Here is a 25,410-nt window from a genome sequence, read left to right as displayed (position 1 = left end):
GCGCCAGCGGAAGGTGAAACCCTCACCGTGACAGCGGTGCTGGAAGACCAGTTCGGCAACACCTCGGCAGAAGGCAGCGACAGCGCCGTGCTCGACACCACACCTACAATAACTATTGTTTCTGAAGTGACTGTTTCTGAAGAAGGACTGGCAGGCGGTATTGAGGATTCATTGCCATCTGGGACGGATACAACGAATAGTGTTTCAGGTTCTGGTCAATTTACCGTAACAGGCGGTTCAGGAGATATGACCGTCGCACTTGCCGGCGGCAGCGGATTGACCTCAAACGGTGAAACGGTAGCTTGGACCTGGGATGCATCTACAAACCGTTTGTTGGGTCATACAAATGCGACAGATCCTGTCATAACTGTCACGCTCAATGAGCCAATGAGCGGAAGTCTTGAATGGACTTATGATGTCGAGCTACATAGCCCTCTGGATCATCCGGACACAGAGATGGAAGACACATTGTCGCTTCCTATTAGTGTCGTCGTAAACGATGATAACCGTACTGACTTGAGTAAGCCGTTAAGTGTCACTATTGAGGATGACAGCCCCGAAACTATAGCGGTAGAGGTTGTACCGGTCGAGTTGCAGGATATTCCCGATGTGCTGATAGGCAAAGTCTCGTTCACAGGGCAAGGCTCGGGAGACCGTCTCACCCTTGATGATGTTACGGTGACTGCCCTCGGGTTTGCGAATGACTACAACACTCAACTTGAATACGACAAAGTTAATTTATCGTCTGATGGTATTGGTGTTGATAGTGGTTCTTCGTCTACTCCTTGGCCTTGGCCAAGTAATCCTGATGAACACGGTCATCCTTTGTCCAATGAGATTGAATATCGCATCACGGACACCGGCCAAGGCGTATCTGAGCAACTGATATTCTCGTTGAATGGCCAAGTTGCTTATGGCGCACAAATTGAGTTCTCTAAAATGTATGGGGGAGAACTCGAGTCTGGTATTGCACGCTTCTATCGAGATGGCGAACTGGTCGCTGAAAGAGAATTCACGTCCGATGAGACAAGTGGTGACTACGCGAAGAACTTTGATATTCAAGAAGGTGGCTTTGACCAAATCACCATTGAAGCGACTGATAATGGAAACCGTAGTAGTCAAGATAATAGTGATCTAACCGTTAAGTCGATAACTTTCACGGGCGCATCGGATGAACAAGCAATTGCTGTTGCTGATGGTACGTTGCAGTATCATGCAGGCGCTGACGGACTTGACTCTATCATGCTTGAAGGCATTGAAGATGGTTTATTCACGGCGCAAGGTTTAGCGATTACGACTCAATTTGATGGCAATAATCGTCTGATAGCAACAGATGAAAATGGCGCGTTGGTCTTTGAGGTGCAACTGACGCCAGCAACAGGTAAGTGGGAGTTCTACCAGTATCAAGTGATGCAAGCACCTGAGGGTGATTCAGACATTGATTTCTCCTATAAGGTTGTTGATGGTGATGGTGATACTACATTAGGCGAATTCGCCGTTCAGCCTACAAGTAAACCTGAATCGCAAGAACACTCGATAGAGACCGGTGATGGAGTTGATCAAATTGATATGTTGTACAGTGGCTGGTTATCGCTAAACGTCGGTTTAAGCGGGTCTGAAAAAGTTGTCATTAATGACGAAAACTTCAACATTAATGGGCCAGAGGTTCATTGGATGTCAGAATTTGAGTCAGATTGGCAAACAACAGATAACCATTATATTGATGCCGGGGATGGAAATGATCAGGTTCGTGGTGGAGAAGGTGATGATATTATCGTCGGTGGTCGTGGCAGCGATATGCTTACCGGTTCTGAGGGGGCAGATACCTTCTCCTGGTCAATGGATGATGTGAATTCACAAAATGGTCATGAATACACCGACACGGTCAGTGATTTCTCCGCTGAGGACACTCTAAATCTAAATGATCTGTTCAAAGGTGATGAGGTGAATGGAGACTTTAGTCGCTTTAGTGTCACCATGAACGATACGAATCCTCATGATGATTCGGTGAATGTGACGCTGAAGTTTGACTATGACAAAAAAGAAGACGCGGATCAGACAATTGAACTTACCAATGTCAAGTTAGAAGGCGGTCAAGTGGTGCTCAACACGCTGATTGAAGGTGAGAAAGGCTCTTTGACCATCAATGATAATGGTGATGGCACTATATCGGTATCCTCCGACATGACAGCCCTCGATGATATTGAGATCGATACAGACTGGTAATCACCCTCAGGCAGCGGCTATCATGTCGCTGCCTTTTGTTTTCGGTCAAAAGAGAGATGTAAGTGACTGACCCTTCAAATAATAATCAATCGGTGCAGTGGCGAATCGCAGCGGGCGAACAGCCCACCGACGATCCCTTGCTAGATTGTTTGGTATTGCTGACCGAACACTATGGCACCCCCTGCTCGGGGGATGCGTTAGTTGCGGGCTTGCCGATGACCAATGCGCTACTCACGCCCGATATGTTTCCACAAGCGGCAGGGCGCGCCGGTTTGGCCGCACGCTTGTCACGTCGCAACCTGGATAACTTAGGGCCGTTATTGCTCCCTTGCGTGTTACTGTTAGCAGATCAAAAAGCCTGTGTGCTGCGTGAGATTGATAATGAGGCAGGTACTGCCCTGATTCAGTTGCCCGAAAATGGCGGCGAGCAAACCATGCAGCTTGAAGCCCTTGAGGCGATGTATGTCGGATATTGCTTTTTTATTAAGCGCCAGTACCGCGGTGATCAGTCGGTCGATTTACACCTGCACGACAATAAAATCCACTGGTTTTGGCAAACGGTCAAAGACGCTGCGCCTATTTATCGCGATGCGTTGCTCGCCTCCGTGTTGGTGAACCTCTTTGCTTTAGTGTCGCCGCTGTTCGTAATGAACGTCTATGACAAGATCGTTCCTAATTTGGCGTTTGAATCCTTGTGGGTGTTAGCTAGCGGCGCCACCTTGGCCTACTGCTTTGACTTTATCATGCGCAAGTTGCGCTCCTACATGATTGATATGGCCGGGAAGAAAGTCGATATTATTGTTTCGTCTCGACTGTTTGCACGGCTGATGGGTACGCCGCTGGCCAATCGTGGCGGCAGTGTGGGGGCCACGGCCAAACAGTTGGGTGAGTTCGACTCTGTGCGAGACATGCTCACCTCGGCGACTATCACCACCTTGGTTGATTTGCCGTTTGCGGTTTTCTTTATCACGATTATTTATCTAGTCGCGGGCGATCTGGCCATCGTGCCGGTCGTGGCTGGGTTACTGATCTTGGGCTACACCATCTCGGTCCAGCCCAAATTGCGCGCAGCGATTGAAGAGAGTAATAAATACGCATCTGAACGCCATGGTCATCTCATTGAAAGTTTATCGGCGTTGGAAGGCATCAAAGCCAATGGCGCCGAAGGCATCGTGCAGCGCAGTTGGCAGCAAATGACCGCGCACACGGCGAATTGGAACTTTAAAGTCAAACAAATCACCAATAACGTTTCTTACATTGCCACTTTCATCACCCAGATGATGGCGATCGCCGTGGTGATCCTGGGGGTGTACCGGGTGGCGGACGGCGATATCTCCATGGGGGGGATCATCGCGGCAGTGATGCTTTCCAGCCGAGCGGTATCACCCATGGCGCAGATGGCGAGTTTGCTCAACCGTTGGAATCAAACCAGCACCTCGCTGCGCCAACTGAATGCGATGATGGAGCAAGAGGATGAGTTTGCTGATAAAGGGCACCTTGTCAGTCGTAAACGCCTGAAAGGTGAACTCAGTGCCGATAACTTGGCCTTTAATTATCCAGAGACGGAAAAACCGGCGCTTTATCCATTGAATTTTCGCGTTCAGCCGGGTGAAGTGATCGCCATCTTAGGTAAAAATGGCTCGGGTAAAACCACGTTACTCAAACTGTTAGCCGGTCTTTTTCAGCCCAACCAAGGCAGTTTACGGTTTGATGGCGTCGATAGCCGTCAAATCCATCCTTCAGATTTGCGTCGCAACGTGGGCTATTTGGCACAAGATGTGACGCTGTTTCATGGCACTATTCGCGAAAATATTATGTTTGGTACGCGCCAAGTCACTGAGCACCAGCTGATGCGCGCCGTGCAGCTGTCAGGCGTGAGTTTGTTTACCGCGCAAGACCATGAAGGCCTAGATAAACAGGTGGGAGAGCGTGGCGAACGCCTTTCTCGCGGTCAGAGGCAGGCGGTGTCTTTAGCACGGGCGTTGCTTAATGAGCCGCCTGTGCTGGTGATGGATGAACCGACGGCCAGTTTAGACGCGCACGCTGAAAACCAATTTATTAAAGCGATGGAAGTCGCAGCCAAATCACGAACACTGGTGATGGTGACCCATAACATGTCACTGCTCAACCTCGCGCAGCGGGTGATTGTGATGGACAAAGGACGCATTGTAATGGATGGTCCGCGCGACAAAGTCCTCAGTAAGCTCAACAAAGGAAATGCGTCATGAGCAAGGTCGTTAAAAAGGCCAGCCAACCCGCTGATCTCGACATGATTGACGATGTTTATGGCGCGATGATGACAGATACCCCGCTCAAGTACCGTGCGGTGGTTTGGGTTGCCTTGCTGCTGATTGCAAGCTTTATTGTATGGGCCGCGGTGGCGGAGCTGGACCGGGTCACTCGGGGCAGTGGTAAAGTCATTCCTCCTTCTCATGTCCAGCTGATCCAAAGCCTGGATGGTGGCATTTTGCAGGCGATGTATGTTGATGAAGGGCAATTGGTTGAAAAAGGAATGCCTCTCGCGCGTATTGATGCCACCCGCTTTCGTTCCGATCTGGCTCAGCAAGAGCAAGAAATTGACAGTTTGCGAGCTTCGGTCACGCGCATGTACAGTGAACTTGATAGTGTCATTCTGCAGCCACCTAGCCAGCCATGGCAGCAACAGATTGAGATTGTGCCGCGTCCCATCAGTTTTCCTGATTCACTCACCAGCCGTAAACCCCAGTTAATTGCACGGCAAAAGTCAGAATATCGGAGCCGACTGGACAGTCTACGTAATCAACTGGATATTCAGGGACAACAAATCGTTCAGAAACGCCAAGCGTTGGAAGAAGTGGCGTCCAAGATAAAAACGCTAACTAACTCGTTATCGATTATGGATCGTGAGATCAATATCACACGTCCTTTGGTAAAAAAGAAGATTGTCTCAGAAGTGGAGCTTCTCAAACTGGAAAGACAGATCAATGATATGCAGGGTGAGCTGACCAACTTAAGACTGTCGCGGCCTAAAATTAAAGCAGCGTTAGATGAATCTATCTTAAAACGCCGTGAGGCTGCTTTGCAGTTTATTGGTGAGACACGGGCCAAGCTGAGTGAAAGCGAGGCACGGCTGTCTCGACTCACAGAGGCGACCGTCGGGGCACAAGACAAAGTGAACAAAGCCGTGATTACTTCACCTGTCGATGGCACGGTGAAAACGGTGCACATCAACACATTGGGTGGTGTCGTGGGCCCCGGGGAAGATGTGATAGAAATTGTACCCACTGAAGATCAGCTGCTCGTACAAGTGAAGATTTTGCCCAAAGACATTGCATTTTTACATCCTGGGTTACCGGCCGTTGTAAAAGTCACCGCGTATGACTTTACCCGCTATGGCGGGCTAGACGGTAAAGTGGAGCACATTAGTGCCGATACCACGCAGGATGAAGAAGGGAATAGCTTTTACCTCGTGCGAATCAGGACCGAGGCATCGCACTTAACGCGGGATGATGGCACGCCGATGCCGATTATTCCTGGCATGCTGACCTCGGTTGATATTATTACCGGCAAGCGCACGGTGTTGGATTATCTTCTCAATCCTATCTTACGGGCAAAAGAAAACGCACTACGCGAGCGCTAAATAATTACAACAAGGAGAAACAAGATGCCGACCCTTTCGCATCTGTGTCATAAAACGCGCATAACGGCTATCGCGCTAGCCATGAGCTTGATTTCACCCGTTGCAATATCGCAAACATTGGAGCAAGCGGTGGCTCGCTCACTCGAGTCTCATCCACAAATACGTGAAGCCTTTGCGCGCTATAAAGCGCGTGAGCAATCTATAGACCAATCCAAAGCCGGTTATTATCCCACACTGGATGCGACCGCTGGTGTGGGGCAGGAATGGACGGACTCACCAGGCACTCGCCGTGATACCAGCACGGATGATGAAGTAGACCTAACTCGTCGTGAGCTTGGGTTATCATTACGCCAAATGCTTTTTGATGGCTTTCGTACCCAACATGAAGTGGCGCGGACACAAAACGAAGCCACGGCCGAGCAGTGGGGCTTGATTGCCACCGCAGAAGATAAAGCGTTGGAAGTGTCACGTATTTATCTGGATGTGCTCGTAGCTGAAGAGATTGTGATCCTGGCAGAAAAAAACCTAGATAACCATCAGGAAATCTACGATGCGATTGAAGAAAGCAATCAAGGTGGATTTGCCAAAGCCAGCGACTTGTCTCAGGTGACAGGACGCTTAGCGCGTGCGAACGCAAACTTAATGTCGGCGCGTAATAACCTCGCCGATGCGCGTAGTGCTTTTATGAAGGTCGTCGGTATCGCACCTGAGGATTTACACTTACCCAGCCCTGATGCCGCGATGCTGCCTCAGTCGCTGGATACTACCTTGGATATGGCGTTAGATAACCATCCGCGTTTGCAATCTGCACAAGCAGATATTGCGGCGGCGAATGCAGCCCGTGATGGCTCTCGTGCTGCGTATTTACCGACCATCAACGTAGAAGTCGATGCTAATTGGAACGAAAACATTGGTGGCGAAGATGGTGCGGGTCCGCCAGATGTCGGTGGCGAGAATAATAATATCCAAGCCATGGTACGCATGCGCTACAACTTATTTAATGGTGGTGCCGATCGCGCCCGAGAGCGACAAACGGCTTATCAAACCATCGAGGCGCGAGAAGTTAATGAGATGACCCATCGCCAAGTGGTTGAAGGGGCCACTTTAGCCTGGAACGCGCGAACCTATCTTGAACAGCAGCGTGACTTTATGCGCCAACATGTCGAAGCCGCTACCGATACCCGAGATGCCTATCGCGAAGAGTTTCGCCTCAATGCGCGGACGCTTTTGGATGTATTGGACTCGCAAAATGAGTTGTTTGAAACACGCCGTGAATACCTAAGTAAAGAAGCCGATGAGCGGTATGCACAATATCGAATATTAAACGCTACCGGGCAATTACTGGCCTCACTAAGAATCGATACGCCTGCAAGCTGGGACACGGCATCGCTGTACAGTGAGGGGAGTGAATAATGAAGCAGTTGAGTTTACTTCTTTTTACCGCGCTCATGATCAGTGGCTGTGCGCCACAGTTGGTTGATCCCATGGAAATGAAGATCATACAAAGCCGTGACCTCACCGATCAAGACAAAGATGGTGTAATTGCCGCGCGCGATCAGTGTAACGCGACGCTTGAACAAGCTCGGGTCAATAATGAAGGATGCCCGCAAGAGCGAATAGAAACAGCATCGTTCGAGCTGAATGTCCAATTTGCTACGGATTCGGCCCAGGTTCGTGAGAGTCAGTATGGCGATATCCGTGATCTTGCCGAATTTATGCGCCGTTATCCTAAGGCGTCGGTACTCATTGAAGGTCATGCCAGTAAAGTGGGTGCGGCGAGCTACAATTTAGCGTTGTCACAGCGACGCGCAGAGGCGATTGCGGACGTGCTCGTTAATCAGTTTTACCTTGACCGCAGTCGTGTTAGCGCGCAAGGCTTCGGTGAGACACGCCCATTAATCGATGCTGAGACAGACAGAGCCAATGAAACAAATCGCCGAGTGGTCGCGACTGTTTCTGGCGAACACGGCATAACGGAGAAACGATGGACTATTTATTCATCGGAATCAGATTAGCGGCTACGCCAATGGTCACTTCGATAGTCATTTCACGTATCGGCTGGCGAGGCGCGCAATGACACTGCATCAACGTGTGCTTTCGTTTGTCGTCGCCGCTACTGTGGTCACTGTATTGGTGACCACAGCAGTGGTATTTCAGTTGAGCGCGGAGCAACGTAAACAACAGCAGCAGCAACAATCAAACTTACTCAGTAAGACGCTGGCTGAAGCGCTGCCCGCGGTACTTGAACAAAGTGATGGACAACGACTCACGCAGTTAGCTTCCCAGTTTATCAGTATGCCCCAAGTGAGTCAGATCACGATCGAGCCTATGCTATCTGGGGAACGCCAAGTATGGGAATCTGACCGCCCGGCAATGCATGTGCCGAATTGGTTCGCGACAGCGACGGGTTTAACGGTGAACACAACCTCCGTCTCGGTGAGCAACGGCTGGACACAGTTAGCGAAGCTGACCATGACGTTCGATCCTCATCAAGATATTGCTGAGTTATGGCAACGACTGGTGCGATTAGTCGGTTGGTTATTGGCTGCGGGTGTGACCGTTATTGTCGCCGCGTCTTTTATGTTCCGTCGTGTTACCGTCCCTCTGGGGGATCTCAGTCAGCGACTGACGTCGTTAGGACATGGTGATTTTCATCCGACACAAGTGGCAACCAGTGTGAGTGATTTATCGGCACTGCAAAACGCCTTTAATCTTGCCGGGCAACAAGTCGCACGGATGCAGCAATCACAACAAGACGAATTGGCACGCTTGCGCGATAAACTCATGGTGGATCCGGTATCACGCTTACCGAACCGTGGCTATTTTCAGCACCAGCTGCAAAGCTTTATCAACGATGAAGTCGGTTGCAGCTTAATTCTGTTAGAGGCGGATTGGTTATCACGTTTACGTGCGCGTTACGGATATCAATACCGGGATCAATGTTGGCGATTACTAGGAGAAGCGTTAACGCAGGAGAGCTTAGCCAGCACGCATCAAGTCGTGGCAAGGTTGAGTCATAATGAAATCGCGATCTTACTGGTTACCGATGAAGAGAAAGCATTACGGCGTTACTTACGCCAGTTATTACGGGTGATCAATCAAGAGCTAGAGAATATCTCGCTACCGGTCAATCAAGGCTTTCACTTAGGTATTGCGCAAACGCGTACCGACGAGACGGTGGGCCTGATGGCGAAAGCGGATAATGCATTACAACACGCGAAGCGCCAAAACGAGGTTTACTTTTGGCCAACGGATGAACAAGTTGATAGCCGGACCCGAGAGCAATGGCGGCATGTTTTGCTTGATGCGTTGCACAAAAATCCATTAGCGCTTTATGCCCAACCGGTTCGTCATCGTGATAATCAATATAATTGGCATCAAGAGGTGTACGCACACCTTTGGGTGGACGATAGCTGGCTATCTGCGGGTCAGTTGCTCAACCGTATTGAGATGTATGCATTAGGCGAAGAGTTTGATATTCACGTGCTAAATAGGGTGAGTGACTACCTTAATAAAAATCCTCACAGTGACAAGCTCGCGATCAATATCACCATCGAAAGTGTCCAAAGCCAAACATTCTATGATTGGTTAAGTCACTTTTTACTCAAAACCTATCTCGCCGATAAACTGGCGTTTGAAGTGTCAGAAAAAGCGGTGCATGCTGATCCTGAAGCTTGCAAGGCATTGTTTCGTTTAATCCGTGGTCAAGGCTTTGCCGTTGGGGTTGATCACTTTGGCCGTAATATGGATAACGTCGACTACATCAAAAATATCGAGCCTGATTATGTCAAATTGGATATCGGGTTTGGTCAGCAGTCGAGCGGTGTGGATGATGTATTCATTCGCATGCTAGTCAATATTGCGCTGGGACGAGAGATCACTGTCATTGCCACTGGGATTGAACAATCAGAGCAGCACCAGTATTTTCATCAGTTAGGTTGTCAGGGCTATCAAGGCTATATTCTGCCACCGATCAGGTTAGATAGTGGTGAGTAGCCTTAGTTTCAATCGGCTATTTTTTGCATCACCCACGCATCTTCTCGTCGACCGTCGGCACACGCATAATAGTGTTTTCGGCGGCTGACGGGCTTAAAGCCATATTTTTGATACAAGACTTGCGCCGCGATGTTGCTTTCGCGTACCTCCAGCCAGATACTCTCCGCACCGGCTTCATTTAGGCGTTTGATCATCGCCTCAAGTAAAATACTTCCCCATCCTTGCCCTTGATAGGTGGGCTCAATCGCAATGTTCAATAATTCTCCCTCCCCGGCGACACAGCGCGCGTAAAAATACCCAATCAGTAATGCGTGTGGCTGCATTAAATGAAGCCCATACGCGTGGTCAAAACGGCCAGTTGGCGCCGCTAGTTGGGTGTCTGACCAGGGGGAACTGTGGGCGCGCCGCTCGATTGCGCTGATGGCTGTGATGTCATCGTGCGCCAGCGGACAAAGATAATAATCAGTCATATTGGCAAATCTGCCGCCACAGATCGCGTTTGGCGGTTGGGTTATCGTGCATCTGCGCTAAGGGAATCGAATCTAAACGTCGTACGCCATCAATAATCACATCCGGTGTGTCAATATACCAGCACCAAGTTAAGCGATGTTCACCCAGTGCCGACAACGCTGCATGCGGTAATTGACGCGCCTGCTCGGGGCGCAACTTCATGCTCTTGAGTATATTGCCGAACAACCACGCATCTTTTTCACTGAGCGGCGTATCACAGACCAGCAATAATTGGCAGGCGTCTGGTAACTGAATAACTTCGTGCGTTTGGTCATAAATGGCTGGATGACGTAACTGCCAGACGTCTAGGCCCATCGCTTGTAAACGTTGAATGTCGGTTAACATCGTTTTGGCATCCGTATTAAGCGGTCGCGGCGGCTAATTGCTTATACCACCAGGCATCGTTGGTCTGTATCGGGGCAAACTCAGCGCGCGCCGCCTCAGCACTGGGCATTATTTTAAGCCGGGTATAGCCAAACTCAAAGAGGGTGGATTCCGCTTCGTCCAAGAGAGGCATTAAAAGGTCGGGATCTGGACTGTGCCATAACGCGATTTCTTGGCTGTTGTTATCCATTTGCGCATCAATCACCACAATATGGCCCTGTACCTCTCCCATATCGCTGGTCGCGAGCAACGACAGAGAAATAAGCCCGGCTTCACGCCATTGCTTGAGTTGGTCGGCTTGATAAGGACGCGTGATATCGTCGCGCCACCAACGATCCAGTTTAACCAAGTCGGCGGGCGCTTCTGAGCGAATAAGCATAAGACATACAGCGGTGAGTAAATGTTGTGGTCAGGATAACCGATTCCCGATCCGGTGCAATAGTGACAGTGAGTCTCGCACAGATTGTTACGCAGCTAAATGCATAAATAGCCGCCAAATTGTGTGATTTGGCAACATACTCTCGCTTTTTTACTGATTTTGAGTGCCTTTCCTCTTTTTACCGATAAATGTGCGGTATATAGTGAGAAAAGCTTGAACCTATGACGTGTGCCTCATAAAGTGCTACTGACAATGAAGTTAAAAGTGTCTAATATATGAGATGCTTGTCTCGATGATGATATAATCGAGCGTGATTACCCAATGTGAGCCCCCATGCCAATATCGTCGTTAAATGATTGGTTTTACTGCTTAACCGATAACAGTCCGTTCCTTTTTGCCATTCTAGATAGTACCGATCGCTACGTGTACGCTAACCCGCGCTATTGTGAGTTGGCGGGTCTTTCCTCTGTCTCGTTAAAGGGGCTTTGTGATAAAGACACGCTAGGCGAGGCGTTTTATCAAGCTGTAAAGCCGCATTATGAGAAAGCAAGACGCGGGGATGGCGCGGAAGGAGAAGTGGTGATTGCGGATGAGTATCATAGCTCAAGCTTTCATTTCAGTGTGGCACCGCTTAAAAACTATAAGGATGAGCAAGGACAGCCTTGTGTTATTTTCCATGCGGTTGACACCTCGGAACGTCAAATTTTAGCCAGTGCGCTGGAAGAAGCGGATGAAAAATATCATCGTTTAAGTTCGTTGATCGACGATGGCTGTTGCCTGGTGGAGGACGGTTGTATTCTCTCCGCGAACCCTGCTGCTGCGACCTTGCTAGGGGTGGCATCCGCAGACGACTTGCTCGGTGAGCCGGTGGCGAATTATTTAGCGCTTGCCGATCAAAACCATTCGGTGATAGAGCGCTTGGCGAGTGCCAATGATCGCGAGTGCATTGACGCATTGAGTAGTAAAAAAGGTGCGTCTGTGCGCCTTTCTCAGTCGCCGATTCAGGTATTAGGTAAACAAGCCACTATGTTGCGCTTACACGCGCCTTATACAGAGGTGAAGCGGCTGCAACCCGCACAACACGATGAAATAAGCAAAGTCGGCGAGCCGCAATGGGCCAATATCGATGCCTTGACAGGATTGTATAATCGCTATGGCTTTAGCAGTGAACTGGATAAACTGATCCGTGCGCAGACACCTTTAGCCATGTTATATCTTGACGTGGATAATTTTAAAAACATCAATGACTCGCTAGGCCACCACGTGGGTGATCGGGTGTTGCAAGATATCGCACAACGTTTACGCGCACTGCTTTCCGCCGACACCATTATTGGTCATTTGGGGGGCGATGAATTTGCGGTGATCCTACCCAAACCTGCCACTGAAGACATGGTCGAGCAGTTAGCTGACAAGGTTGTTGGCGCGATTAGCCAGCCTTTTGAACTGCACTACTTTAGCAAATATTTGGCCTGTTCCCTGGGGATGGTGCGCTACCCTGAAGACGGCAAAGATGCCAGACAATTACTGCAAAACGCCGACACGGCAATGTATGAGGCGAAAGAGCAAGGCCGAAACCGTGTGGTTGAGTATAACGACAGTATGAGTAAAGAAGCGCGGATGCGTCTGTGGCTGGAAATTGAGCTGCAAAAAGCATTGCAAAGCAAAAGCCTAGAAGTCTGGTATCAGCCCAAAGTGAATGCGGGTGATTTTCGTATCAATGGCGCAGAGGCTTTGGTGCGCTGGAAGCATCCAGTGGAAGGTTACATCAGTCCAGGGCGTTTTATCCCTGTGGCTGAGCGCTGCGGCTTGATAGAGTCGCTTGGGCGCCATGTGATGCGGGAAGTGTTTCAAAATGTTCATCGTTGGCGGCAACAAGGATTATTACCGGGCCGGGTCGCGATCAATTTATCGCCAGAGCAATTTAGTAGCCCTAAGTTAATTGAACATATGGAAAAGCTATTAAAAGCAACCGGCGCCAATCCTGAAGATATTACCTTTGAACTTACCGAAAGCGCGGTAATGAGAAATGATGAGCACGCGCTGGCCATGCTGAATGCGATTAAATCATTAGGGTTTGCGTTATCGATTGATGATTTCGGGACAGGATACTCGTCGTTGTCCTATCTCGCGCGCTTTCCGCTTGATGAGCTCAAAATCGATCGCGCCTTTATCCATGAGATGGATGCGCTCAGTAAGCAGGTGACGCTGGTGGAAAGTATTATCCACCTTGGGCGAGCGATGGAGATGACGGTGGTGGCTGAGGGCGTCGAAACTCGCCAGCAAGCATCGGTGTTAACCAACTTACATTGCGACACCATTCAAGGCTATTACTTTCACTCTCCGATGCCGAAGCGAGAGTTTGAACAATTGCTACATAAAAATAAGCCGCAAAATCAACCGCCACAGCTATTAGCGCCCACCCGCCCGTGATGATTATGTGTCAGTGAAAATAAAAAAGAGCAGGAAAACCTTGCTCTTTTTAGTGTGGTATATGGGTCGCAAGCATGGGCTATGGCTGACGGTAAGCCAGGCGGTTGAGTTCAAGTAGCGCGTAACGATGCTCAACAAATTGATAGACATTGCCTGACATGGCGAGCTTATAAAGCGCGACAGCGCGATCGTTATCGCCTTGATATTGGTACCGTTTGGCGAGATAAAAATACGCTTCACACAGGCGCTCTGCTAATTGTTGGTTATCTTTGCCCTGAGCGGCTAATTGTTCAAGCAACTCGCGCTCGCTGATCACCCCCAGATACATGTCTACCAGTTGCCAGCCCCAGCCGGTTGTCTCGGCGTTTGCTTTGCGGGTTAACAATGCTTGTTGAGCTTGGGATTCACCTTGCCAATCGCGCTCCACTAAATAAAGCCAAATCAGGCGATAAGGGTCGTCGCGATCTTCTTGGTAGTGATTAAGTAAGTCTTGATAGGCCAGACGATAGCGCCCGCCATAATACAGGGCAATACCGCGGTTACGTTCGGCATAACTATGGCTATCATCAAGCTCTAACGTTGAGTCAAACGCTTCGTAAGCCGCATCGTAATGGCCATTTTGAGTAAAATAGACACCGAGAATATTGAATACATCGGGTTGGTCAGGCTTTAAAGATAAAGATTGGTTGAAATCTAATCGTGCTAAGTCGCGCATGCCAAGATTATCGTGCATTAATCCACGTTCATAATGCAGTTGCGCACGTGCCTCGTCGCTTAAATCCTTTCGTGCGAGTAATTGATCGATGCGTGCCAAGTGGACTTCCTGTTGCAGTGTTGGCTGCAAGGGAACGGCCATCGGTGGGAAGGTCCACTGACTGCTACATCCTGTGAGCAACAATGACGCCATCATCAGCAATAACAGCGCCACATTGGTCAGTGGTTTATAAAAAACGGTCATGAAGGCGCATCTCCGTGTAAAAAAAAGGGGGCCTCAGCCCCCTTTATATCATGAATAACTCGATGACTCTAAGCGTCAGTACTTGGCGCTTGCTCCGCAGATGCGGCGTCTTCTGAAGGCTTGTCTGAGCCTTTCTCAGATGCGGCTTCTTTCATGCTTAGGCGAATGCGTCCTTGGCGATCAACCTCGAGCACTTTGACGTCCACTTCTTGGCCAACTTCAAGATAATCGGTCACTTTCTCAACACGCTCATCGGCGATTTGAGAAATGTGAACCAGGCCATCTTTACCGCCAATCACAGAGACGAACGCACCGAAATCAACAATGCGCTGGACCTTACCGGTATAGATGCGGCCCACTTCCACTTCGGCAGTAAGCGCTTCGATACGAGAGATCGCATCTTTTGCCGCGTCGCCATCAGTAGCAGCAATTTTTACCGTACCATTGTCGTCGATTTCGATCGTAGTGCCGGTCTCTTCGGTCAGCTGACGGATCACCGCGCCGCCTTTACCAATCACATCACGGATCTTATCAGGATTGATGCTCATGGTATGGATACGAGGGGCAAACTCAGAGATATCATCACGGGCTGAACCAATCGCTTGATCCATGACATCCAAGATGTGCAGACGTGCGCCTTTTGCTTGGTTCAGGGCGATTTGCATGATCTCTTTGGTGATCCCTTCGATTTTAATGTCCATTTGTAGCGCAGTTACACCGTCGTCGGTACCGGCCACTTTAAAGTCCATATCACCGAGGTGATCTTCGTCACCCAAGATGTCCGAAAGAACAACAAACTCGTCGCCTTCTTTCACCAGACCCATGGCAATACCTGCAACGGATTTTTTCACCGGTACACCGGCATCCATCAGCGCAAGCGATGTACCACAGACAGATGCCATGGATGACGAACCGTTAGATTCGGTGATCTCAGATACCACACGCAATGTGTACGGGAAATCGTCCTGGCTTGGCATCACCGCAGCGATACCGCGTTTAGCGAGACGGCCATGGCCAATTTCACGGCGCTTTGGTGAGCCAACAAATCCAGTTTCACCCACACAGTATGGAGGGAAGTTGTAATGCAGCATGAAGCCTTCTTGGCGCTCACCCATGATCGAGTCAATAGTTTGCGCATCACGCTGGGTACCCAAGGTCGCCGTTACTAGCGCTTGCGTTTCACCACGGGTAAACAAGGCACTGCCGTGTGTACGTGGCAATACGCCGGTACGGACATCAAGGGCGCGAACCATGTCTTTTTCACGGCCATCAATGCGCGGTTCGCCGGCGATAATACGACCACGAACCACGGTTTTTTCTAGGTCGCCAAGCATGCCGAGGATTTCACGTTCATTGAGACTTTCGTCTTCACTTAGCAAAGCGGCAACCACGTCTTGCTTCACCTGGCCAACTTGCTCGTAACGGGCCATTTTTTCAGTGATCTGGTATGCCTGAGCCAATGGACCTTGTGCCATTTCTGCCACACGGGTTTGTAGGGCAGCGTTAACTTCAGGTGCTTTCCAATCCCACTGAGGCGTGCCGACTTCAGCCGCGAACTCTTTAATGGCATTGATAGCGGTTTGCTGTTGCTCGTGACCAAACATCACGGCTTGCAGCATTTGCTCTTCGCTCAAGCGATCAGCTTCTGATTCAACCATCAGTACTGCGCCTTCTGTCCCTGCAACAACCAGGTCCAGCTTACTTTCGTCGAGTTGCGCTGGGCTTGGGTTAAGAACCAACTCGTCGTTGATATAACCTACGCGTGCCGAGCCAATCGGGCCGTTGAATGGGATGCCTGAAATCGCTAGGGCGGCAGAGGTACCCAGCATGGCGACAATGTCAGGGCTAACGGCTGGGTTAACAGACACAACCGTCGCAATGACTTGTACTTCGTTTTTGAACGAATCAGGGAAAAGCGGACGGATTGGGCGGTCAATTAAGCGTGCGGTGAGGGTTTCTGACTCAGATGGACGGCCTTCACGTTTGAAGAAACCACCTGGGATTTTACCTGCAGCGTATGTACGCTCTTGGTAGTTGACGGTTAGAGGGAAAAAGCTTTGGCCTTCGGCGGCTTCTTTTTTACCTACAACAGAGACGAATACCGAGGTATCGTCCATGCTGACCATGACGGCACCATTGGCTTGGCGTGCCATGACGCCCGTTTCCAATGTCACAGTATGATTGCCGTATTGGAATGTTTTTACGATTGGATTCACAGATTATTTCCTTGTTGCTGAGGGATAAACCCTTTGATTTATCTCACTAATTGTCGGCTTTCAGCTGTTCACCATCGCGACTAATGAAAGCACGCTGCGCGGATGATTGATCTTGATGGGCAGTATGCTGTCAATAGTCGCGACCTAATGGTCGACGTTGTTGACTGTTTTACAGCTGAAAGTGGCGCTAATTATACACGTGCTTCACTAATAACGACACCACAGGGCCGTCAATTGACGACATTTGTGATGGATTTGGCAAGCAAACTTGACCCTAACGTGTGCAGATAACCGTGCCAAGTCAGATTTGTGAATTGAAGCTGGCTACAAGATCAGCGAAAATACGCCACCTTTGTGATTTACCTCCTCAGTTGGCGCTCGATTGCCGCCTGAATCAAACAAGAAGATAACCTGCTATGTCAAATACACCGCTGCAACAGGAAGTTGATAAACGACGCACCTTTGCGATTATCTCGCACCCGGATGCGGGTAAAACTACCATTACTGAAAAAGTGCTGTTGTTCGGACGTGCGATTCAAACAGCCGGCACGGTCAAAGGGCGCGGCTCTAACCATCATGCCAAGTCAGATTGGATGGACATGGAAAAAGAGCGTGGGATCTCGGTGACCACCTCGGTGATGCAATTTCCTTACAACGACTGCTTGGTAAACCTGCTTGATACCCCAGGGCACGAGGATTTCTCGGAGGATACCTATCGAACATTGACGGCGGTTGACTCTTGTTTGATGGTGATTGATGCCGCGAAAGGGGTTGAGGACCGGACCCGTAAGCTGATGGAAGTGACTCGCCTTCGTGACACGCCGATCATCACCTTTATGAACAAATTGGATCGAGATATTCGCGATCCGATGGAGCTGCTTGATGAAGTCGAGAGTGAGCTCAATATTGCCTGTGCGCCAGTATCATGGCCAATTGGCTGCGGCAAAGGGTTCCAAGGTGTTTATCACATTCACCGTGATGAAAGCATTCTCTATCAGTCTGGTCAGGGGCATAAAATCCAGGATGCCCGTATCATCAAGGGCTTGGACAACCCTGAGCTGGATGAGGCAATTGGTGCCGACATTGCGCAAGATTTGCGTGACGAGCTGGAGTTGGTGATGGGGGCCTCGCATGAATTTGATCGAGAGCTGTTCTTAAGCGGTGAGCTGACGCCGGTATTCTTTGGTACCGCACTGGGTAACTTCGGTGTCGATCATATGCTGGACGGCTTGACCGAGTGGGCGCCTAAGCCGATGGCGCGGTCAACTCATGATCGTGAAGTGAGTGCCGATGAAGATAAATTCTCAGGCTTTGTGTTTAAAATCCAAGCCAATATGGATCCACGTCACCGTGACCGTATTGCCTTTATGCGTATTGTCTCCGGTAAGTATCAGCAGGGAATGAAGCTGCGCCATGTACGTTTAGGCAAACAAATCAATATTTCTGATGCGGTGACCTTTATGGCAGGGGATCGGTCACGGGCTGAAGATGCGTTTGCCGGCGATATTATTGGCCTGCATAACCATGGCACTATTCAGATTGGCGATACCTTTACCCAAGGAGAAGATCTTAAATTTGCCGGGATCCCGAACTTTGCGCCTGAGCTATTCCGTCGCATTCGTCTCAAAGATCCATTGCGTCAAAAGCAACTATTGAAAGGCCTCATTCAGTTATCTGAAGAGGGCGCGGTACAGGTATTCCGCCCGATGCAGTCGAACGATCTAATTGTTGGCGCGGTTGGTGTCCTGCAGTTTGATATGGTGGTGGCGCGCTTGAAAGCCGAGTATAACGTTGACGCACTCTACGAGCCGATCAATGTCGCCACTGCGCGTTGGGTTGAGTGCAAGGATGAGAAGAAGCTGGATGAATTCCAGCGCAAAAATCAAGCTAATCTCGCGCTGGATGGCGGCGATAACCTGACCTATATCGCGCCGACGATGGTCAATCTCAACCTGACGCAAGAGCGTTTCCCAGACATTGATCTCAGAGCCACCCGTGAGCACTAAGTGATCTTGGCTTATGTCAAAGACATCGCAGTGAGGTAGGCAAAGTGTCTTGTCCCACAGTGAATGAGGGGTAAACCCTCTATAATGCCGTCTATATAGACGGCATTCTACTCTCGAGAGGACAGCGATGATGAAGGTGGTTTTGGCGGTTAAAGCATGATTGATACCCATTGTCACTTCGATTTCTCCCCTTTTAATCAGGCGCCGGATCAGTACTGGCAAGCGGCGCGTGAGGTGGGCGTCACGCGCATGGTGGTACCGAGTGTCAATGAACAAAACTGGCCGGCGGTATTAGCGCTGACGGAACGTTTTGCTGAGATGTATGCTGGCTTGGGGTTACATCCATGTTTTCTCGATACGCACACAGACAACAGCCTCGCCGCATTAGAAGACGCGTTGGTATCACGGCCATTGTCCTGCGTGGCGGTCGGCGAAGCCGGTCTGGATTATTGTGTCGCGCACACTCCAGAGATGAAGCAGCGTCAGCACGCCTTACTTGATGGTCAGTTATGGCTTGCTCGCCGTTATGACTTACCCATTATTTTGCATAGCCGTCAATCTCATAACGACTTGCTGCGTCTGGTGAAAGCGTATCCTGGCGTGCGCGGTGTGCTGCATGCGTTTAGCGGCAGTGAGCAACAAGGCAAACAATTTATTGATGCTGGCCTAATGCTCGGCGTGGGGGGCACCGTCACCTATGAGCGGGCGAATAAAACGCGTCAAGCTATCGCGCGCTTACCGCTCAACCATTTGCTCTTGGAAACCGATGCTCCTGACATGACGCTTGCGGGATATCAAGGAAAACCCAACACACCCGCCCAGGTATCTCGGGTGGTCGATGTGGTCGCCGCGTTAAAAAGCTGTGATAGAGATCACCTGGTGGCCGAAACATCAGGCAATGCTGAAAGAATGTTTGGCTTGCACTAAGCGCGAACGTGCGTGAGACAAACGTTTGCGGTTGCATAAGCTCACAAAACTAGATCAAAGTCATACTTATTGATGCATTGCAAAATAGTTTTACAGCGAACTGTGATTGGAATATTACTTTAATGTGACTGCTCTGCGTATAATCCCTCCCCGGAAGCCAAATTCCACTCTGTCGAGACGCCAACTTTTTACTTTGAGGATGCCAATACTATGAGCCTGCTGATGAGCGTAATCGGGATGGTTGTACTGCTAGGAATAGCTGTTCTCCTTTCTGATAATCGCAAAGCCATTAACCTCCGTACCGTGGGTGGCGCATTTGCTATCCAACTCTTTTTCGGTGCTTTCGTACTGTATGTCGACGTAGGTCGTGACATTCTTTACGGCGCATCACAATACGTTGCCAACGTCATCGCATATGGTGACGAAGGGATCAGCTTCATCTTTGGTGGACTGGTTTCTGACAAAATGTTTGAACTGTTCGGCGGTGGCGGTTTCGTCTTCGCACTGAAAGTTCTGCCTGTTATCGTATTCTTCTCATCACTGATCAGTGTGCTTTACTACCTGGGTATTATGCAGGTTGTGATTAACGTACTCGGTGGTGGTTTGCAAAAGGCCTTGGGGACCTCGCGTGCCGAATCCATGTCTGCGACTGCGAATATCTTCGTGGGTCAAACAGAAGCGCCACTCGTGATTCGTCCCTTTGTCCCGCGCATGACCCAATCAGAGCTGTTTGCCGTGATGTGTGGTGGTCTTGCCTCTGTCGCCGGTGGTGTATTGGCCGGTTATGCGTCAATGGGTGTACCGCTTGAGTACTTGATTGCCGCTTCATTTATGGCGGCGCCTGGTGGTCTGTTGTTTGCTAAAATCATCAAGCCAGAAACTGAAGAGCCAGTTGAACAAATGGCCGATGCCACCGCAGAAGGCGTTGAAAAGCCAGCTAACGTCATCGATGCCGCTGCTGGTGGTGCCTCTTCAGGTATGCAACTGGCCCTGAACGTAGGTGCAATGCTACTTGCCTTTATCGGTTTGATTGCTCTTATCAACGGTATGCTGGGTGGTATCGGCGGTTGGTTTGGTTATCCAGACATTACGCTTGAGCTGATCTTGGGCTACTTATTTGCCCCATTTGCGTTCCTTATCGGTGTGCCATGGGAAGAAGCAGTGGTTGCCGGCTCTTTCATCGGTCAGAAGATCGTCGTCAACGAATTTGTCGCTTACCTCAACTTCACCCAATATCTTGGTGACAACGCACAAGTTGTTGCGGCAACGGGTGTTGAGATGACGGAGAAAACCAAAGCGATTATCTCATTCGCACTGTGTGGTTTTGCTAACTTGTCATCGGTGGCCATTTTGCTTGGCGGCCTCGGTGGTCTGGCGCCTAGCCGTCGTCCAGAGATTGCACGCTTTGGTGTCAAAGCGGTGGTTGCTGGTACCTTGTCTAACTTGATGGCGGCAACGATTGCGGGTCTATTTGTGACCTTAACCCTCGCAGGTTAATCAGCTAATTACTGACTCAGCTAATTACGGACTAAGTATAAACCGATTAAAACGCCACACAGTGAATCTGTGTGGCGTTTTTTTATAGGGTGTATACTCAGGGAGTATCCGATAAATAAAGTGAAGCTGGTTAACAAAATAAGGAAAAACGATGCAGGAAGTGCTCCTTGCGGTAGTCGCCGGGTTTTTAGTCGGTGTTTTGTTTAGTGTGATCAAGTTACCTATCCCCGCGCCACCGGTTTTGTCGGGCGTGATGGGGATTGTTGGTGTCTACTTAGGTGGGATCGGCTACCAGTGGATTATCGAACGGTTTTTCAGCTAACCCGTATTGATTCTGCCAAGCAACACTGTATTTTCCAACAGAAACGGTAAAAACTAGTTTTGCCGAAACGGCGTTGGTAAAATAAGTGAAGGCCGTCAAAGTTTGGTGGCGCCACAATCTTTATTTTCCTCTTATGGTTAGCAACAAAGGTGTGGCTAGCCCCAATCGAAAACGTCCAATGGTAGAACTGCGAACACAAATGTGTTTGCACGCGGCAACAAGGATGGTTGGTTGAAGGCGGCGCAAGGTCCAGCCTCAAACTTCATGGAGCCAAGTCCGCTGAGCAGCAACCGGCTACAAGTGACGGTTGCCAACACAGTGGCCAACCCAATACCTGTTTGGCAAAAGAATGAGGACTGGAGATATCCAATGAACGAATTACATACCGCGGCCCTACGCGCACTCAAATTAATGGATCTGACCACGCTGAATGATGATGACACCGATGAAAAAGTGATCACCCTGTGTCAGAACGCGAAAACGGCTGTTGGTAATACGGCTGCTGTCTGCATTTATCCGCGCTTTATTCCGATTGCGAAAAAAACATTACGTGAACAAGGCACGCCAGATGTCCGTATCGCGACCGTGACTAATTTCCCCCATGGCAATGATGACGTTGATATTGCGGTAGCAGAAACCCAAGCTGCCGTTGCCTATGGCGCCGATGAAGTGGACGTTGTTTTTCCATACCGTGCGCTGATTGCTGGTGACGAAAGTACTGGCGCTGAGCTGGTGAAACAGTGTAAAGCGGCATGTGGTGACAAGGTGTTGCTTAAAGTGATCATCGAAACCGGTGAACTTAAAACTGAGGCGTTGATCAAGCGCGCCTCGGAGATTGCCATTGAGGCGGGGGCAGATTTTATCAAAACCTCTACCGGTAAAGTGGCTGTCAATGCCACGCCTGAAGCGGCTGAGATCATGCTGAATGTAATCAAAGACAAAGGCGTTGCAGCACGTGTTGGCTTTAAGCCAGCCGGTGGCGTGCGCACCGCAGAAGATGCGCAGCAATACCTGGCTATGGCCGATCGCATTCTCGGCGACCAATGGGCCGATAACCGCCACTATCGTTTTGGCGCATCTAGCTTGTTGGCGAACTTACTCCACACCTTGGGTGAAGGCGAAAAAGCGGCTGAAGGTGGCTATTAAGTAAGTTGCCACTCACCCAAACGGTAGGGCGAGCGAGGATCGTGTACTCGGTCGCTCACGTATTGTGCTGGTAAGGAGGATGCATGATCTTACCTCAGGAAATTATTCGTAAGAAGCGCGACAACATCGCGTTAAGCAAAGAAGAAATTTATTCGTTCATCCAGGGTGTTGCGAATGACTCAGTGTCGGAAGGCCAAATTGCTGCATTTGCGATGGCGATTTACTTCAATGATATGACCATGGATGAACGTGTGGCTCTGACCTGTGCGATGCGCGATTCCGGTATGACCATCGATTGGTCACACATGCATTTTGATGGCCCAATCGTGGATAAGCACTCGACAGGGGGCGTTGGTGATGTGACCTCGTTAATGCTGGGCCCAATGGTGGCGGCATGCGGCGGTTATGTGCCGATGATTTCAGGTCGTGGCTTAGGCCATACCGGCGGCACACTTGATAAACTGGAGTCTATTCCCGGTTATAACATCATGCCAAGCAACCAGGTGTTTGGTGATGTCACACGTGATGCTGGCGTAGCGATCATTGGCCAAACTGGCTCTTTGGCACCGGCCGATAAACGTGTGTATGCCACCCGAGATGTCACCGCCACCGTCGATAATATCTCATTGATCACGGCGTCAATCTTGTCGAAAAAGCTCGCGGCAGGTCTCGATGCTTTGGTTATGGATGTCAAAGTAGGATCGGGGGCGTTTATGCCCACGTATCAAGATTCAGAGGCGTTGGCGAAATCGATTGTGGGCGTGGCCAATGGCGCCGGCACTAAAACCAGTGCGTTGCTCACTGATATGAACCAAGTGTTGGCATCGTCGGCGGGAAATGCATTGGAAGTGAAAGAAGCGGTCGACTTTTTGACCGGTCGTTACCGCAACCCTCGCCTGTACAATGTGACCATGGCACTGTGTGCGGATATGCTGGTGGTGAGCGGACTGGCGTCAGATGTGACGCAAGCGAAACAAAAATTGGATCACGCATTGGATAGCGGTCGTGCTGCCGAGTGTTTTGCCAAAATGGTCGCAGGCCTAGGGGGTCCCTCTGACTTTGTCGAGTCGCCGGATCAATACTTGGCCAAAGCGTCAGTTATTAAGCCTGTCTATGCCGACCGTGCTGGAACGGTCAACGCGATGGATACGCGGGGATTGGGCATGGCTATGATAGAAATAGGTGGCGGCCGTCGGGTTGCCAGCGATAAAATTGATTATGCCGTTGGGTTGAACGAAATGATTCGTCTGGGGCAAAACGTGGATGAGCAAACACCGCTCGCCATGCTCCACGCTCAAACTGAAGAGCAATGGCAACAAGCGGCCAATGCGGTGCGAACCGCAGTAAAAGTAGCTGATGAGGCACCCAATTCTACGCCGGACGTATATCGTCGTATCAGCTTACAAGACGTCTAATGGAGGCGATCATGAAACGCGCAATTGTATTAGTTTTAGACTCATTTGGTATTGGCGCCACTGAAGACGCCGTAAAATTTGGTGACCAAGGCGCTAACACCCTTGGCCACATCGCACAAGCGTGCGCAAAAGGTGAAGCCGACAACGCCGATCGCAAAGGTCCACTGTCTTTGCCTAACATGACCAAACTTGGACTCGGCAAAGCCTGTGAAGAATCATCAGATTATTTCCCTGAAGGACTGGATCCTCACGCCGAGATCATTGGTGCTTATGCGCATGCCAAAGAGCTGTCGTCAGGGAAAGATACCCCATCTGGCCACTGGGAAATTGCCGGTGTGCCTGTCTTGTTTGAGTGGGGGTATTTTTCTGATTTGACCAATAGCTTCCCAGAAGTACTGCTTGACCGCATTGTTGAGCGTGCAGGGCTACCGGGTTATATCGGTAACTGCCATGCATCGGGAACGCAGGTGCTCGACGATCTTGGTGAAGAGCACATGAAAACCGGGAAACCGATCTTCTATACCTCGGCAGACTCTGTGTTCCAGATTGCCTGCCACGAAGACACCTTTGGGCTAGACAATCTGTATGATCTTTGCCAGATCGTGCGTGAAGAGCTGGAAGACTACAACATTGGCCGTGTGATTGCGCGCCCGTTTGTTGGTCCAGGTAAAGGCCAGTTCGAGCGTACCGGTAACCGCCGTGATTTATCGGTTGAGCCACCGTCAGCCACCGTACTGCAAAAAATTGTCGATGAGAAAGGCGGTGATGTCATTTCTATTGGTAAGATTGCTGATATTTATGCTCACTGCGGGATCACCAAGAAAATCAAAGCAACTGGCCTTGAAGCGCTGTTTGATGCCACTAAAGATGCGATCAAAGAAGCGGGCGACAACAGTTTAGTCTTCACTAACTTTGTCGACTTTGATTCCGCGTATGGCCACCGTCGTAATGTTGCCGGCTATGCGGCTGCACTCGAGTATTTCGACCGCCGCTTGCCTGAAATTATGGCGATGTTGGAAGACGATGATGTGCTGCTACTGACTGCAGACCACGGCTGTGATCCAACCTGGCCAGGTACGGATCATACTCGTGAGCACATCCCGGCATTGGTCTATGGTAAAAAAGTGCCAGCCGGCTCGCTAGGTCGCCGCGAAACATTTGCGGATATTGGCCAATCGTTGGCACAGTATTTTGATACCTCACCAATGGATTACGGCAAGTCATTCTTGTAATCGTCTCCGAGTGATCGCAATAAAAAGAGATGGCAGCATGCCATCTCTTTTTTTGTTTGCCCAGCGAAGCTGGCAAACCCGTCAGGTTGAAAGAAACCTGAATCGCCCCGACTGAGGGGAAGATAATCCGACTCGCAAGGGCGTTGC

Annotated in this window: 18 protein-coding genes and 1 pseudogene; 14 read left to right on the top strand and 5 right to left on the bottom strand. The window is 50.0% G+C overall.

The genetic code is table 11. The annotated features are described in order from the left end of the window. The 6 genes and pseudogenes from BZJ21_RS12935 to BZJ21_RS12910 all read left to right on the top strand — a co-directional run. A pseudogene (locus BZJ21_RS12935) lies at positions 1–2,226 on the top strand (hypothetical protein); the annotation flags it as partial. 62 nt (positions 2,227–2,288) lie between these two features. Further along, a complete protein-coding gene (locus BZJ21_RS12930) occupies positions 2,289–4,454 on the top strand; it encodes a type I secretion system permease/ATPase (protein WP_077669989.1) in 2,166 nt (721 codons plus the stop codon). Then, on the top strand, positions 4,451–5,845 hold the full coding sequence (locus BZJ21_RS12925) for an HlyD family type I secretion periplasmic adaptor subunit (RefSeq protein ID WP_021023628.1): 1,395 nt from the start codon (positions 4,451–4,453) through the stop codon (positions 5,843–5,845). The genes BZJ21_RS12930 and BZJ21_RS12925 overlap by 4 nt, the downstream gene beginning before the upstream one ends. A gap of 24 nt (positions 5,846–5,869) precedes the next feature. Beyond that, positions 5,870–7,258 carry a TolC family outer membrane protein gene (locus BZJ21_RS12920; RefSeq protein WP_077669988.1) on the top strand — a complete coding sequence of 463 codons (1,389 nt, stop codon included), beginning with the start codon at positions 5,870–5,872 and terminating at the stop codon, positions 7,256–7,258. Next, the gene (locus BZJ21_RS12915; protein WP_077669987.1) at positions 7,258–7,860 is read left to right on the top strand and encodes an OmpA family protein; all 603 of its coding nucleotides are present in this window, start codon (positions 7,258–7,260) and stop codon (positions 7,858–7,860) included. Before BZJ21_RS12920 ends, BZJ21_RS12915 begins: the two co-directional genes overlap by 1 nt. A 58-nt stretch (positions 7,861–7,918) precedes the next feature. Beyond that, positions 7,919–9,841 (top strand): bifunctional diguanylate cyclase/phosphodiesterase, encoded by a 1,923-nt coding sequence (locus tag BZJ21_RS12910; protein ID WP_077669986.1) that lies wholly within the window; start codon positions 7,919–7,921, stop codon positions 9,839–9,841. 8 nt (positions 9,842–9,849) lie between these two features. Here BZJ21_RS12910 and rimI read toward each other — a convergent pair whose 3' ends face one another. Genes rimI through BZJ21_RS12895 form a run of 3 tightly spaced genes read right to left on the bottom strand, consistent with a single transcriptional unit; the run spans position 9,850 to position 11,114 of the window. Further along, on the bottom strand, positions 9,850–10,311 hold the full coding sequence (rimI, locus tag BZJ21_RS12905) for a ribosomal protein S18-alanine N-acetyltransferase (RefSeq protein ID WP_077669985.1): 462 nt from the start codon (positions 10,309–10,311) through the stop codon (positions 9,850–9,852). Further along, positions 10,304–10,696, bottom strand: coding sequence for a DNA polymerase III subunit psi (locus tag BZJ21_RS12900; protein WP_021023633.1), 393 nt, complete (start codon positions 10,694–10,696; stop codon positions 10,304–10,306). The genes rimI and BZJ21_RS12900 overlap by 8 nt, the downstream gene beginning before the upstream one ends. A gap of 16 nt (positions 10,697–10,712) precedes the next feature. Continuing rightward, the gene (locus BZJ21_RS12895) at positions 10,713–11,114 is read right to left on the bottom strand and encodes a hypothetical protein (protein ID WP_077669984.1); all 402 of its coding nucleotides are present in this window, start codon (positions 11,112–11,114) and stop codon (positions 10,713–10,715) included. A 333-nt stretch (positions 11,115–11,447) separates the two neighbouring features. On the opposite strand from BZJ21_RS12895, the gene BZJ21_RS12890 reads away from it, so the two are divergent. Continuing rightward, positions 11,448–13,544 carry a sensor domain-containing protein gene (locus BZJ21_RS12890; protein ID WP_077669983.1) on the top strand — a complete coding sequence of 699 codons (2,097 nt, stop codon included), beginning with the start codon at positions 11,448–11,450 and terminating at the stop codon, positions 13,542–13,544. A gap of 79 nt (positions 13,545–13,623) precedes the next feature. Here BZJ21_RS12890 and nlpI read toward each other — a convergent pair whose 3' ends face one another. After that, the gene (gene nlpI, locus BZJ21_RS12885) at positions 13,624–14,502 is read right to left on the bottom strand and encodes a lipoprotein NlpI (protein WP_077577121.1); all 879 of its coding nucleotides are present in this window, start codon (positions 14,500–14,502) and stop codon (positions 13,624–13,626) included. 68 nt (positions 14,503–14,570) lie between these two features. Continuing rightward, positions 14,571–16,718 carry a polyribonucleotide nucleotidyltransferase gene (gene pnp / locus BZJ21_RS12880; protein WP_077669982.1) on the bottom strand — a complete coding sequence of 716 codons (2,148 nt, stop codon included), beginning with the start codon at positions 16,716–16,718 and terminating at the stop codon, positions 14,571–14,573. A gap of 416 nt (positions 16,719–17,134) precedes the next feature. Between pnp and prfC the strand changes: the two genes are divergently transcribed. The 7 genes from prfC to deoB all read left to right on the top strand — a co-directional run bounded on the left by prfC (position 17,135) and on the right by deoB (position 25,263). Further along, a complete protein-coding gene (prfC, locus tag BZJ21_RS12875; protein ID WP_077669981.1) occupies positions 17,135–18,724 on the top strand; it encodes a peptide chain release factor 3 in 1,590 nt (529 codons plus the stop codon). Positions 18,725–18,880: 156 nt separating this feature from the next. After that, entirely contained in the window at positions 18,881–19,651 is a 771-nt protein-coding gene (locus tag BZJ21_RS12870) for a TatD family hydrolase (RefSeq protein ID WP_077669980.1), read from the top strand. Positions 19,652–19,861: 210 nt separating this feature from the next. After that, a complete protein-coding gene (locus tag BZJ21_RS12865) occupies positions 19,862–21,148 on the top strand; it encodes a NupC/NupG family nucleoside CNT transporter (protein ID WP_025744411.1) in 1,287 nt (428 codons plus the stop codon). Positions 21,149–21,299: 151 nt separating this feature from the next. After that, complete coding sequence (locus BZJ21_RS12860) at positions 21,300–21,470, top strand: XapX domain-containing protein (protein WP_077669979.1); 171 nt, start codon at positions 21,300–21,302, stop codon at positions 21,468–21,470. Between the two features lie 369 nt (positions 21,471–21,839). Beyond that, positions 21,840–22,616 carry a deoxyribose-phosphate aldolase gene (gene deoC, locus BZJ21_RS12855; protein WP_077669978.1) on the top strand — a complete coding sequence of 259 codons (777 nt, stop codon included), beginning with the start codon at positions 21,840–21,842 and terminating at the stop codon, positions 22,614–22,616. A gap of 83 nt (positions 22,617–22,699) precedes the next feature. Continuing rightward, positions 22,700–24,031 (top strand): thymidine phosphorylase, encoded by a 1,332-nt coding sequence (deoA, locus tag BZJ21_RS12850; protein WP_077669977.1) that lies wholly within the window; start codon positions 22,700–22,702, stop codon positions 24,029–24,031. 11 nt (positions 24,032–24,042) lie between these two features. Further along, a complete protein-coding gene (gene deoB, locus BZJ21_RS12845; RefSeq protein WP_021023643.1) occupies positions 24,043–25,263 on the top strand; it encodes a phosphopentomutase in 1,221 nt (406 codons plus the stop codon). Positions 25,264–25,410: the final 147 nt, after the last annotated feature.

This window comes from Salinivibrio costicola subsp. alcaliphilus, from assembly GCF_001996185.1.
In the GTDB taxonomy this organism is placed as follows: domain Bacteria; phylum Pseudomonadota; class Gammaproteobacteria; order Enterobacterales; family Vibrionaceae; genus Salinivibrio; species Salinivibrio costicola.
Note: the sequence above shows the minus strand (reverse complement) of the source record. Positions and strands in the feature narration are given on the sequence as shown.

Coding starts and splice junctions, on each gene's coding strand:
- BZJ21_RS12925 (WP_021023628.1), top strand. CDS start 4,451: ATGAGCAAGGTCGTTAAAAAGGCCAGCCAACCCGCTGATCTCGACATG.
- BZJ21_RS12920 (WP_077669988.1), top strand. CDS start 5,870: ATGCCGACCCTTTCGCATCTGTGTCATAAAACGCGCATAACGGCTATC.
- BZJ21_RS12915 (WP_077669987.1), top strand. CDS start 7,258: ATGAAGCAGTTGAGTTTACTTCTTTTTACCGCGCTCATGATCAGTGGC.
- BZJ21_RS12910 (WP_077669986.1), top strand. CDS start 7,919: ATGACACTGCATCAACGTGTGCTTTCGTTTGTCGTCGCCGCTACTGTG.
- rimI (WP_077669985.1), bottom strand. CDS start 10,311: ATGACTGATTATTATCTTTGTCCGCTGGCGCACGATGACATCACAGCC.
- BZJ21_RS12900 (WP_021023633.1), bottom strand. CDS start 10,696: ATGTTAACCGACATTCAACGTTTACAAGCGATGGGCCTAGACGTCTGG.
- BZJ21_RS12895 (WP_077669984.1), bottom strand. CDS start 11,114: ATGCTTATTCGCTCAGAAGCGCCCGCCGACTTGGTTAAACTGGATCGT.
- BZJ21_RS12890 (WP_077669983.1), top strand. CDS start 11,448: ATGCCAATATCGTCGTTAAATGATTGGTTTTACTGCTTAACCGATAAC.
- nlpI (WP_077577121.1), bottom strand. CDS start 14,502: ATGACCGTTTTTTATAAACCACTGACCAATGTGGCGCTGTTATTGCTG.
- prfC (WP_077669981.1), top strand. CDS start 17,135: ATGTCAAATACACCGCTGCAACAGGAAGTTGATAAACGACGCACCTTT.
- BZJ21_RS12870 (WP_077669980.1), top strand. CDS start 18,881: ATGATTGATACCCATTGTCACTTCGATTTCTCCCCTTTTAATCAGGCG.
- BZJ21_RS12865 (WP_025744411.1), top strand. CDS start 19,862: ATGAGCCTGCTGATGAGCGTAATCGGGATGGTTGTACTGCTAGGAATA.
- BZJ21_RS12860 (WP_077669979.1), top strand. CDS start 21,300: ATGCAGGAAGTGCTCCTTGCGGTAGTCGCCGGGTTTTTAGTCGGTGTT.
- deoC (WP_077669978.1), top strand. CDS start 21,840: ATGAACGAATTACATACCGCGGCCCTACGCGCACTCAAATTAATGGAT.
- deoA (WP_077669977.1), top strand. CDS start 22,700: ATGATCTTACCTCAGGAAATTATTCGTAAGAAGCGCGACAACATCGCG.
- deoB (WP_021023643.1), top strand. CDS start 24,043: ATGAAACGCGCAATTGTATTAGTTTTAGACTCATTTGGTATTGGCGCC.